We start from the raw sequence: 11,553 nt of genomic DNA, 5'->3' as shown, positions 1-11,553 counted from the left end.
TTTGGGTTGGCTTAACGAAACGGCGTCACGCCGACAAAGCGCCGTTACAGCGTGCCTGCCAGCGCTTTTTCCACTTCCTGGTCGTCTGGCATCTGTACGTTGTATTTCTTCAGCAGTTGTTCATAACTGCCGTCGCTGATCTTTTGTTCGAACGCCTTTTTCAGATCGGCCAGCAGTTCCGGGTTGTCTTTGCTGACCGCCAACCCCACTACGACGGGATAAACGATGCTGGTGGTAGATATTTTCAGTTTGCCGCCGGTCTTCTCCACGCTGGATTTGGCGACCGCAGCGTCTTCATATTGCACGTCCACCGCGCCGGACATCAGCGCCTGGGTTGCCTCCGGCGAGGTTGGGAACTCCTGAACGGTGATGGGCCCCTGTCCGTGGGGTTTACAGTAATCGGTGGACACTTTGTTCAAGCGGGCGATCCAGGCGCCGCCCTTGATGGAGCTGACGCGCTTGCCGCATAACTCTTCCGGCGTTTTCGGTGTAAAGGCGCTGTGGGTCAGCACCAGGAAGGCGCCGCCGGTTTTCATATACGGCAGGAATGAAACCTGTGCAGCTCGCTCCGGCGTAACGTAAAGCGTGGAGGCAACGACATCGAATTTACTGGCTTTGATGCCGAGAATCAGGCTGGCGAAGCGGGTATCTTTCACTTCGGGTTTGAGTTTCAGCGGTGCGCCGATCAGTGCCATTAGCTCGGCGTCGAAACCGGCGGGTTGGTTATTTTGCAGGTAGTTGTACGGTGGATAGGTCAGATCCGATCCGATGGTCAATACGCCGGGTTGCAGCGTACGGGCTTGCCCGGTCAACGGCAGCAATAACAGGGGCAATGAACAGATCAGGCCTTTCAGTATGGTTTTCATGGCGCTCTCCTGGTGTCGGTATGGTTTAAATTGTTCAACAATAAATAAGCATTATTAGTGCCATTTTTTATTTTTTTTAATGAAAGCGCTGAATTTATCGATGGTTGGCTAATGATTAACACCGTTAGCTGCGTGGTTGACACCTGTTGTCGCAGAGCACGGGGGCGGGAAATGCACCGTTTTTGTGCTCTGCAGTGGTGCAAGTCTTGGCATGACCATCGCGGGCAGCCATGTCCCCGCTGACCTGAAATAATCTAATTTTGCCGGTTTTTCGCATTATTTTATCTAATCCATTGTGGGTTGTTTGGATAATATCCCTCTCTGTTATTTTCCTATTTTTGTTTTTATTTTTACAAATTGGTTATTTATTGGATTTTATTTTTATATTTTTTATTTTTATTGGTTTTTTATGTTTATACGGCGGAGGGGACGTTTAATGTGCTGCTTTGAGTTTATATAGATAAACTTATGGATAAGGGAGTGGTGAAGCATAGGTAACGGTGGTAAGTTCAGTGCCAAGATAAACGTTTGCGCAGTGAAAGAAGCACTGTCTTGCACCGTTGACCGAGAGGGAAAAGATGGCAAAGCAAACCCCGTTGTATGAGCAGCACCTGGCCGATGGCGCCAAAATGGTGGATTTTCACGGCTGGATGATGCCGCTGCATTACGGTTCTCAACTGGAAGAACACCACACGGTGCGCAGTAGCGCCGGCATGTTTGATGTTTCACACATGACGATCGTGGATCTGCATGGCGCGCGCACCCGCGAGTTTTTGCGTTATCTGCTGGCAAACGATGTCGCCAGATTGACGCAACCGGGCAAGGCGTTGTACAGCGCCATGCTGACGCCGTCCGCCGGTGTGATTGATGACCTGATCGTCTACTTTTTGCGGGAAGATTATTTCCGCCTGGTGGTCAATTCCGCCACGCGCGAAAAAGATCTGGCCTGGATCCGCGAGCAGGCGGCGCCTTTCTCGGTGGAGATCCGCGAGCGTGACGATCTGTCGCTGATCGCCGTACAGGGGCCGCTGGCGCAGGAGAAAACCCGCAGTTTGTTCAGCGATGCCCAGCGTGAGCAGGTAGCGGGCATGAAACCGTTTTTTGGCGTACAGGCTGATAACCTGTTCGTCGCCACCACTGGCTATACTGGCGAAGCGGGCTATGAAATCGCGCTGCCGCGGGAGCTGGCGGTCAGTTTCTGGCAGCAACTGCTGGCGGCCGGTGTGAAGCCCTGCGGGCTCGGCGCTCGTGATACCTTGCGCCTGGAAGCGGGCATGAATCTCTATGGTCAGGATATGGACGAAACGGTTTCGCCGCTGGCCGCCAACATGGGATGGACTATCGTCTGGCAGCCGGACGATCGCCGGTTTATCGGGCGTGATGCGCTGGAGCGTCAGCGTGATGCGGGCACCGAACAATTGGTGGGTCTGGTGATGACGGAGAAAGGGGTATTGCGTCATGGCCAGACGGTGCAGTTTACTGATGATCAGGGCGTGGTGCGCGAAGGGGTGATCACCAGCGGGTCGTTCTCGCCCACACTGGGTGTCAGCATCGCGTTGGCCCGTGTTCCGCAGGGGATTGGCGAGCAGGCAATCGTTCTGATTCGCAACCGTGAGATGCCGGTGCGCGTGACCAAACCGAATTTTGTTCGCGCGGGCAAAGCGGTTGTTCAGTTTTAATTTTGGCTTGAATGGAAGGAGAAGGTAGCAATGAGCAGCAATGTTCCGGCAGAACTAAAATATACCTCGTCTCATGAATGGGTGATGGCGGAGGGTAACGGTGTTTATAGCATCGGTATCACTGAACATGCCCAGGAGCTGTTGGGTGATATGGTCTTCATCGATCTGCCGGAAATCGGCAGCGTGGTGAACGCGGGTGATGACTGCGCCGTGGCGGAGTCCGTGAAGGCGGCGTCGGATGTGTACGCGCCGATCAGCGGTGAAATCGTGGCTGTCAACGATGAGCTGGAAGGCGCTCCTGAGCTGGTCAACAGCGCGCCTTACGCGGAGGGTTGGTTGTTCCGTATCAAAGCGTCTGACGAATCCGAACTGAACGAACTGCTGGATGCCGCAGGCTACCAGGCGCTGTTGGAAGAAGAAGACGGCGACGAAGACGAGTAATTGAGATGCCCCGTTCACCCTTGCCGTGGCGGGGCATTTTGTTGTCCGCTTGATTTTGTGTGATGCAGGAAACTCCCCTAATGACCCAGACTCTCAGTCAACTTGAACAGAACAGCGCTTTTGTGGAGCGTCATCTCGGCCCGTCCGTTGAACAACAGCAGCAGATGCTGGCCACGATTGGCGCGGATTCTCTGGATGCGCTGATCCGCCAGATTGTTCCCGCCGATATCCAACTGGCCGCGCCGCCGGCAGTGGGCGAGGCGACGACGGAACATCAGGCGCTGGCCGAACTGAAGGCGATCGCCAGCCGTAACCAGCGTTTCAAAAGCTATATCGGCATGGGGTACCACGCGGTACTGACACCGCCGGTGATTCTACGCAACGTGCTGGAGAATCCGGGTTGGTATACCGCGTACACGCCGTATCAGCCGGAAGTGTCTCAGGGGCGACTGGAAGCGCTATTGAATTTTCAACAGTTGACGCAGGATCTGACGGGGCTTGATCTGGCTTCCGCCTCGTTGCTGGATGAAGCGACCGCCGCGGCGGAAGCGATGGCGATGGCCCGGCGCGTCAGCAAACTCAAGCAGGCAAACCGTTTCTTTGTCGCGGATGACGTGCATCCGCAAACGCTGGATGTGGTGCGCACCCGCGCGCAAACCTTCGGTTTTGACGTGATTGTCGGCAAGGCCGATGAAGTGTTGAACCATGACGATATCTTCGGCGTATTGTTGCAACAGGCCGGCACCACCGGCGAACTGCACGACTACGGCGCGTTGATGGCGGCGCTCAAGGCGCGCAAGGTCATTTGCAGCGTGGTGGCGGATATCATGGCGCTGGTGCTGCTGACTTCGCCGGGCGCGCAGGGCGCGGATATCGTGCTGGGGTCGGCGCAGCGTTTCGGCGTGCCGATGGGTTATGGCGGCCCGCACGCCGCGTTTTTTGCCTGTCGCGATGAATATAAGCGCGCCATGCCCGGACGTATCATCGGGGTATCGCGCGACGCCGCAGGCAACATCGCGTTGCGTATGGCGATGCAGACGCGCGAGCAGCATATCCGCCGTGAAAAAGCCAACTCCAATATTTGTACCTCGCAGGTACTGCTGGCCAATATCGCCGGAATGTACGCTGTTTATCACGGCCCGCAGGGCTTGAAGCGCATTGCGCAGCGAATCCACCGGCTGGCCGATATTCTGGCGGCGGGGCTGCGACAGGCCGGGCTGACACTGCGTCATGACACCTGGTTCGACACGCTGACCGTCAACGTGGTGGACAACGCGGCGATACTGAGCCGGGCTCGGAACCTCGGCATCAATTTACGTGCTGATCTGGACGGTGCGGTGGGTATCGCGCTGGATGAAACCACCACCCGTTTTGATGTGCTGGCGTTGTTCGCCGTGCTGTTGGGCGACGATCACGGCCTGGATATCGATACGCTGGATGCGGCGGTAAGCGCCGGCACAGCGTCTGTTCCGGCAGCGTTGCTGCGCGACGACGCCATTCTGGCGCACCCGGTGTTCAACCGCTATCACAGCGAAACCGAAATGATGCGTTATCTGCATCGGCTGGAGAGTAAGGATCTGGCGCTGAATCAGGCCATGATCCCGCTGGGTTCCTGCACCATGAAACTTAACGCCGTGGCCGAAATGCTGCCGATCACTTGGCCGGAATTCGCCGAACTGCATCCGTTCTGTCCGCCGGAGCAGGCGCAGGGCTACCGTGTGCTGATCGAGCAACTCTCTTCCTGGCTGGTGCAACTGACCGGTTACGACGCTGTGTGCATGCAACCCAACTCCGGCGCGCAGGGCGAATACGCCGGTCTGCTGGCGATCCGCCGCTATCATGAAAGCCGCAACGAGGGCGAGCGCAGCCTCTGTTTGATCCCGAGTTCCGCCCACGGCACCAACCCGGCGTCCGCGCAGATGGCGGGTATGCAGGTGGTGGTGGTGGCCTGCGATAAGCAGGGTAATATCGACTTGCACGATCTGCGCGACAAAGCGCAGCAGGCGGGCAACCAGCTTTCCTGCATCATGGTCACTTACCCGTCGACGCATGGTGTGTACGAGGAAACCATTCGCGAAGTGTGTCAGATCGTCCATCAGTTCGGCGGGCAGGTGTATCTGGACGGCGCCAACATGAACGCGCAGGTGGGCATCACCTCGCCGGGGTATATCGGCGCTGATGTATCGCACCTCAATCTGCATAAAACCTTCTGCATCCCGCACGGCGGCGGCGGCCCCGGTATGGGGCCGATTGGCGTGAAAGCGCATCTGGCGCCGTTTGTTCCCGGGCATCAGGTGGTGCAGATCGACGAATTGCTGACCCGACAAGGGGCGGTATCCGCCGCGCCATTCGGCAGCGCCTCCATTCTGCCCATTAGCTGGATGTATATCCGTATGATGGGGGCGGAAGGGTTGAAGCAGGCCAGCCAGGTGGCGATCCTGAACGCCAACTATGTTGCGACCCGTTTGAAAGACGCCTATCCGGTGTTGTATACCGGCCGGAATGGCCTGGTGGCGCACGAGTGCATTCTGGATATCCGGCCGCTGAAAGAGCGTACCGGCATCAGTGAGATGGATGTCGCCAAACGCCTGATCGATTACGGTTTCCATGCGCCGACCATGTCGTTCCCGGTGGCGGGAACGTTAATGATTGAGCCGACCGAATCGGAAAGCAAAGTCGAGTTGGATCGCTTTATCGACGCAATGTTGTCGATTCACGCCGAGATCGAGCGAGTCGTCGCGGGCGAATGGCCGCAGGACGATAACCCGCTGGTGAATGCGCCGCACACGCAGACCGAGCTGGCCGGTGAATGGCCGCATGCCTACAGCCGTGAACTGGCCGCGTTCCCGGCCGGGCAGTCGCACAAATACTGGCCTGCGGTGAAGCGTCTGGATGATGTGTACGGCGACCGTAACCTGTTCTGCTCCTGCGTACCGATGAGCGAATATCAGTAAGCGCAACCATCGGAAAAGAACATTCGGGAGACACGTCTCCCGAATAAGCACGCGGGGGGTTGGCGGTAAAAATTAAGCGGTGAGTGTATTGATAAGCGGCGCGTTGTGCCGCTTCAGCGTGCTATTTCAACCACCCGTTTCGGTGCGCCTCTCGCAGGTGCTGTTGCAGATAACGCCATAGTTCCGGGTTGACGGATTCGATAAAGGCGTTGCGATTAATCACCTGTTCCAGACGGATACCGTTTTCCACCCAGCTTTGCCCCTGGTTGTGCAGGTTGATCAGGATCGGGATGACGCGATCCACCAGCTGGGCAAAACGCGCGCTGGGCGTTTCGCCCATTTCATATTCCTGCCACAGTTGCAAAAAGTGGCTGCTTTGTGGCTCCGGCAGTAAGCCGAAAATGCGTCGGGCCGCCGCCTGTTCCTGCTCTTCGACCGCGGCACGCGCCTGCAGGTCATACACCAGTACGTCGCCGACATCGATCTCGACGATGTCGTGCAGTAACGCCATCTGAATGACACGCTGAATATCTACGCCCGGTCCGGCGAACGGCGCCAGGCTCATCACCGATACCGCAAAATGCCAACTGTGCTCGGCAGAGTCTTCCTGACGCGACGTGCCGATGATTTTAGTGCGGCGCTGCACCGTTTTAAGTTTATCGATCTCTATCAGAAACCGGACTACGTCGGTCATTGAACCGAAGTCCAGCACGGGGGTTGCTTGCGACATTCGACTTATCTCTTGTCATGAAATTGTGGCAATTGTAGGGGATGTGAAGGAGAAAAACACAAGGAATGACACTCTTAGACAGGTAGCGTTGCTGCGTTTTTATTTTAGCGTACAGGTGTACACTGGAATTGTTCTCAGTTAAGCTGCGCAAAGCGTGTTCAACAGGGTAGGGATGCCTCTTGGTCGCGGGCTGAGCAAAAAAGTAAGAGGTTGGCAATGACAAAGAATGTGCGGGACTCGGGTTATACGCTGGCAGAGGAAATTGCTAATAGCGTTAGTCATGGGATCGGTTTTATTTTCGGTATTGTCGGGTTGGTGCTGTTGTTGGTGCAGGCGGTCAATAACGGCGCAGGTACCATGGCGATTACCAGTTACAGTCTTTATGGCGGCAGCCTGATTCTGCTGTTTCTTGCCTCCACGCTGTATCACGCTATTCCTCATCAGCGCGCTAAGCGTTGGCTGAAAAAATTTGATCACTGTGCGATATATCTGCTGATTGCCGGCACCTACACGCCGTTCCTGTTGGTGGGGCTGAATTCTCCGCTGGCGGACGGTTTGATGATGACTATCTGGAGCCTGGCGCTGCTGGGCGTGATCTTCAAACTGGCGTTTGCCCACCGTTTTGAAGTGCTGTCGCTTATCACCTATTTGACGATGGGCTGGTTGTCGCTGATCGTGATTTATCAGTTGGCCGTGACGCTTTCAGCGGCGGGCATCACTCTGCTGGCCATCGGCGGCGCGATTTATACGCTGGGGGTGGTGTTTTACGTTGCCAAGCGGATTCCGTTCAATCATGCCATCTGGCACGGGTTTGTGCTGGGGGGGAGCATCTGCCATTTTCTGGCGATTTATCTGTACGTGTAATCTCAGTCCTTGCTCGAATAAAGAAGCCCGCATTGCGGGCTTCTGTGTGGCTGGATGGAAGCATTATTCCGCCAGAGAGTAAGGCAACGGTTGAATCGCCAGGTTGCTGCTCTCGTCTTCCCGCACGCGCAGTGTGCTGTCGGGCTCCAGATCGTTGTTCAGAACCGCTTGCACCCAGACCGTGTCATCCTGCAATCGGCTGGCCGCCAGCACCGTCCCGGTGCGTCGCCAGTTATCCCCTAATTGCCATTCCAGTTCATCGCCGGCGGACGGTAATGACGTCGCCGTGCCCGACAACCAGTAGAGCGCGCGCTTGTTGGCGCCACGATATTTGGCGCGTGCCACCATCTCCTGACCGGTATAGCACCCCTTGGTAAAGCTAATCGCCTGTAACGCCTGCAAATTGGTGGCTTGAGGAATGAACTGCGCGCTGTTAGCGCTGTCAATAATGGGTTGGCCGGCGGCGATGTCCAGCGCCAGCCACTGACGGCTGTCATTGAAGGCGATGCGGTGCTCAAACGCGGCAACCAGCGAGTGCGCTGTTTCCGGCGTGAGCACCAGCAGGAAACGTTCGGTAGGCTGCGGCAGATACAACAGCGTGGCGCCGTCTTGCTGTACTACCGGGGTGTCTGCATCGGGAAGAGAGGAAAACTGAGTGGCTAATTGTGTGCGGATTTCATGACCAGCCGCCCCGAGCAGGACAGCGTTGTCATCCGTGCTCAACGTGATTTTGGAGAAAACCGCGTATTTCTTCAGTTCGCTGAGTTGGTTTTCCCGCACGCTGCGACGCTCGATATAGGCCAGTCCGTCGCCGTAGTGGAACAGTCTCAGGTCGCTCCACATTTTCCCTTTGGCGTCACAATGCGCGCTGAGGGTGTGCTGGTGAGGCTGTAACGCAGTGATGTCGGCGGTGAGCTGCCCTTGCAGATATTTGACGGTGTCCGGCCCCGTCAGCGTGACCAGCGCCCAGTCTTCCAGCGAAATGAGCGTGGCGTCGAGCTGCGATGCGGCAAACAGCGGTTTTGGGGTAAACGGAAAATGAATAGCCATAGTAGGATCCTGCCTGCAAGTGCTTTTAGCGAATGGCTTAATGGTAAAAGAGCGGGGATGCTTTGCAAGCGCTTATTGGCGGAGAAGACGAACCTGGCTTATGCGAATTGGCTCGCGAAATGCCGGTTGTAATGAATAAAACGGGCTAAAATATGTCAAAGTGTTACTATTAGACGACGTCAATCGGGTAGAATAACCGGGTACTGCGGTATGAACCGTCAACTGTGGGTTAGAGAACATGGATATTGATAATAAGGCACGTATTCATTGGGCTTGCCGGCGCGGAATGCGCGAACTGGATATCTCCATCATGCCGTTTTTCGAGCATGAATATGACACCCTGAACGATGACGATAAGCATCATTTCGTTCGTCTACTGCAGTGTGACGATCCCGATCTGTTCAACTGGTTGATGAATCATGGCGAGCCGGCGGATCCTGACCTGAAACGCATGGTTTCCCTCATTCAAGCGCGAAATAAACATCGTGGCCCTGTGGCGATGTGATTTGCGTGTATCCTGGCGGATGCAGTTGTTTTCACTGCTGATGCATGGGCTATTGCTGCTGCTGGTGTTGCTGGCCCCCTGGCCGGAAGGGTATGCGCTGGTCTGGCTGGGGTTGGTGACGCTGGTGGTGTTCGGTTTTGTGCGCAGCCAGCGCAATATCAAGTCTCGCCATGGGGAAATCTCGTTGCGCGACGATCGCCATTTGCGCTGGCAGCATCGGGACTGGGATATCATCCGGAGTCCCTGTATGTTGAAGAGCGGCATACTGCTGTCGCTACGGGCGGTGGATGGTAAAGGGCGGCAGCGGCTGTGGCTGGCGTCGGACAGTATGGGGAATGATGAATGGCGGAACCTGTGCCAGTTGCTCGGGCAGTATCATTCCCACTCTACGGAATCCTCCCGTCGCTGACGCTCCGGTGTCAGCGAATCATCAGTCTTACAACATTGCCGCCATTTCCAACAGAATTTGCTCACACCACTGCTCGATACGTTCGTCGCTCAGATCGTATTGATTGACCTCGTCCAGCGCCAACCCGACAAAATGTTTGCCATCCTCGGTCAACGGTTTGGCGCTGGTAAAATCGTAGCCGGCCACCGGCCAATAACCAATAAAGCGGACACCCAGTGGTTTGAGCTGTTGATGCAGCATACCGAGCGCATCCAAAAACCATTCACTGTATTCCACCTGGTCGCCCATGCCGAACAGCGCCACGATTTTTCCTGTCAGATCTAGGCGGGGCAGTTGAGCCCAGATGTTTTCCCAGTCTTCCTGAATTTCGCCGAAATCCCAGGTGGGAATGCCAAGGATCAGCACGTCGTACTGCTCCATTCGATGGGGATCGACATCCCTGACGTTATTCATCTCTACCAGTTCGGTTCCCAGAACATCGCGGATTTTCTCTGCCGCCATTTCGGTATAACAGGTGCTGGAACCGTAAAAAAGTCCGATCTTCATAAGCGTATAAATGTGATTGCATCAGTGGGGGCGATGTGTGCGATATGTGCAGCAGCTCGCCAAACGGTGGCTGTTAGCCTAACGAAATATCGCGGAGCCGTACAGGGACGCAGAGGGAAGAATAAGGGATGAAGGGCGACCCTCCATCCCTTTGGGTATCAACTCAGCGACTGATGACGTGTTTCTTTCGTCAAAATCAGCGCCAGCAGCGTCAGCGAAGCCATCGCCGCCAGATACAAACCGACATAGAACAGGCCGTAGTGGCTGGTGAGCCAGGCGGCAATGTAAGGCGCTACGGAGGCGCCCAGAATGGAAGAGACGTTATAGGAGAAAGAGGCTCCGGTATAACGGACTTCCGTCGGGAACAGTTCGGGCAGCAGTGCGCCCATCGGGCCAAAGGTCAGTCCCATCATACTCAGACCGATCACCAGAAACGCCATGATCAGCGCCTGATCACCGGAGCCCAGCAGCGATGGGAACAGCATCGCAAATACCAGCATGCTCACAGTCACCAGTATCATGGTTTTGCGGCGACCGAGGGTGTCGGCGAGATAGCCGGCAATCGGAATGGTCAATCCGAAACCGATTACGGCCATCATCAACATCCACAGGAAGTTGTTACGCGGGATCCCCAGACCGGCCGGCGCGGGCGTGGTGCCGTAAGTCATGGAGTAGACCGTCATGATGTAGAACAGCGTATAAGTGGCGAGCATGATGAATGTGCCAAGGATGGTGGCTTTCATATGACGGGTCAGCAGCGTACCCAAAGGAACGCGGACTTGCTTGCCAGCTTTGATCGCTTTTGAAAACACCGGTGATTCATGCAGGGATACGCGCACGTAAAGGCCGATAATGACCAGTATGGCGGAAGCGATGAAAGGAACGCGCCATCCCCAGTTCATGAACTGTTCGTTGCTCAACGCCCAGGAGAGCAGCAGGAACGTACCGTTGGCGAAGAAAAAGCCGATAGGTGCGCCCAACTGCGGGAAAGAGCCGTACAGCGCGCGTTTGTGCGCCGGCGCGTTTTCGGTGGCCAACAGCGCCGCGCCGCCCCATTCGCCGCCGAGCCCCAGCCCCTGGCCGAAACGGGCCAACGCCAACAGCAGCGGCGCCAGAATGCCGATGGTTTCGTAGCTTGGCAGCAAGCCGATCAATACGGTGGAGATCCCCATGGTCAACAACGAGGCGACCAGGGTGACTTTGCGTCCGACGCGATCGCCAAAGTGGCCAAACAGCGCAGAACCGATTGGACGGGCGACGAACGCGATGGCGAAGGTTGCCAGCGATTGCAGGGTGGCTGCGGTTTCATCGCCTTTCGGGAAGAAAATGTGCGGGAAAATCAACACGGCCGCAGTGGCATAAATATAAAAATCAAAGAACTCGATAGCGGTGCCGACCAGTGAGGCGACCACTACTTTGTTGCGTGAGTTTACCGGCGCCTCTGGCGCTTCATTGTCAATGGTTGAGATGGATGCTTGCATAAGTTTTTTCATTTTTTAACACGTGGAT

At 56.0% G+C, this 11,553-nt stretch carries 11 protein-coding genes; 6 read left to right on the top strand and 5 right to left on the bottom strand.

Features of this window, described 5'->3' with window-relative positions:
- Positions 1 to 44: 44 nt before the first annotated feature.
- Entirely contained in the window at positions 45 to 866 is an 822-nt protein-coding gene (locus tag DPA2511_RS16960) for an ABC transporter substrate-binding protein (protein ID WP_015854974.1), read from the bottom strand.
- A 578-nt stretch (positions 867 to 1,444) separates the two neighbouring features.
- On the opposite strand from DPA2511_RS16960, the gene gcvT reads away from it, so the two are divergent.
- The 3 genes from gcvT (at position 1,445) to gcvP (ending at position 5,940) form a co-directional block, all read left to right on the top strand.
- The gene (gene gcvT / locus DPA2511_RS16955) at positions 1,445 to 2,545 is read left to right on the top strand and encodes a glycine cleavage system aminomethyltransferase GcvT (protein WP_015854973.1); all 1,101 of its coding nucleotides are present in this window, start codon (positions 1,445 to 1,447) and stop codon (positions 2,543 to 2,545) included.
- Positions 2,546 to 2,575: 30 nt separating this feature from the next.
- Complete coding sequence (gene gcvH, locus DPA2511_RS16950; protein ID WP_015854972.1) at positions 2,576 to 2,986, top strand: glycine cleavage system protein GcvH; 411 nt, start codon at positions 2,576 to 2,578, stop codon at positions 2,984 to 2,986.
- Between the two features lie 80 nt (positions 2,987 to 3,066).
- Positions 3,067 to 5,940 carry an aminomethyl-transferring glycine dehydrogenase gene (gene gcvP / locus DPA2511_RS16945; protein ID WP_015854971.1) on the top strand — a complete coding sequence of 958 codons (2,874 nt, stop codon included), beginning with the start codon at positions 3,067 to 3,069 and terminating at the stop codon, positions 5,938 to 5,940.
- 121 nt (positions 5,941 to 6,061) lie between these two features.
- Here the strand turns inward: gcvP and DPA2511_RS16940 are convergent, their stop codons facing one another.
- Positions 6,062 to 6,670, bottom strand: coding sequence for an HD domain-containing protein (locus DPA2511_RS16940; RefSeq protein WP_015854970.1), 609 nt, complete (start codon positions 6,668 to 6,670; stop codon positions 6,062 to 6,064).
- A 216-nt stretch (positions 6,671 to 6,886) separates the two neighbouring features.
- Here DPA2511_RS16940 and trhA point away from each other — a divergent pair, with 216 nt between their 5' ends.
- A complete protein-coding gene (trhA, locus tag DPA2511_RS16935) occupies positions 6,887 to 7,534 on the top strand; it encodes a PAQR family membrane homeostasis protein TrhA (RefSeq protein WP_015854969.1) in 648 nt (215 codons plus the stop codon).
- A gap of 63 nt (positions 7,535 to 7,597) precedes the next feature.
- Here the strand turns inward: trhA and ygfZ are convergent, their stop codons facing one another.
- Positions 7,598 to 8,584 carry a tRNA-modifying protein YgfZ gene (gene ygfZ, locus DPA2511_RS16930; protein ID WP_015854968.1) on the bottom strand — a complete coding sequence of 329 codons (987 nt, stop codon included), beginning with the start codon at positions 8,582 to 8,584 and terminating at the stop codon, positions 7,598 to 7,600.
- A 238-nt stretch (positions 8,585 to 8,822) separates the two neighbouring features.
- Here ygfZ and sdhE point away from each other — a divergent pair, with 238 nt between their 5' ends.
- Both sdhE and DPA2511_RS16920 read left to right on the top strand, forming a co-directional pair.
- Positions 8,823 to 9,089, top strand: a complete 267-nt coding sequence (gene sdhE / locus DPA2511_RS16925; RefSeq protein WP_015854967.1) for an FAD assembly factor SdhE — start codon at positions 8,823 to 8,825, stop codon at positions 9,087 to 9,089.
- The gene (locus DPA2511_RS16920) at positions 9,070 to 9,498 is read left to right on the top strand and encodes a protein YgfX (protein WP_015854966.1); all 429 of its coding nucleotides are present in this window, start codon (positions 9,070 to 9,072) and stop codon (positions 9,496 to 9,498) included. The genes sdhE and DPA2511_RS16920 overlap by 20 nt, the downstream gene beginning before the upstream one ends.
- Before the next feature lie 27 nt (positions 9,499 to 9,525).
- Here DPA2511_RS16920 and fldB read toward each other — a convergent pair whose 3' ends face one another.
- Positions 9,526 to 10,044: a flavodoxin FldB gene (fldB, locus tag DPA2511_RS16915; protein ID WP_015854965.1), complete on the bottom strand. Its 519-nt coding sequence runs from the start codon at positions 10,042 to 10,044 to the stop codon at positions 9,526 to 9,528.
- Between the two features lie 158 nt (positions 10,045 to 10,202).
- A complete protein-coding gene (locus DPA2511_RS16910) occupies positions 10,203 to 11,525 on the bottom strand; it encodes an MFS transporter (RefSeq protein WP_023638465.1) in 1,323 nt (440 codons plus the stop codon).
- Positions 11,526 to 11,553 lie beyond the last annotated feature (28 nt).

This window comes from Musicola paradisiaca NCPPB 2511 (assembly GCF_000400505.1).
Taxonomy (GTDB): domain Bacteria; phylum Pseudomonadota; class Gammaproteobacteria; order Enterobacterales; family Enterobacteriaceae; genus Musicola; species Musicola paradisiaca.
Note: the sequence above shows the minus strand (reverse complement) of the source record. Positions and strands in the feature narration are given on the sequence as shown.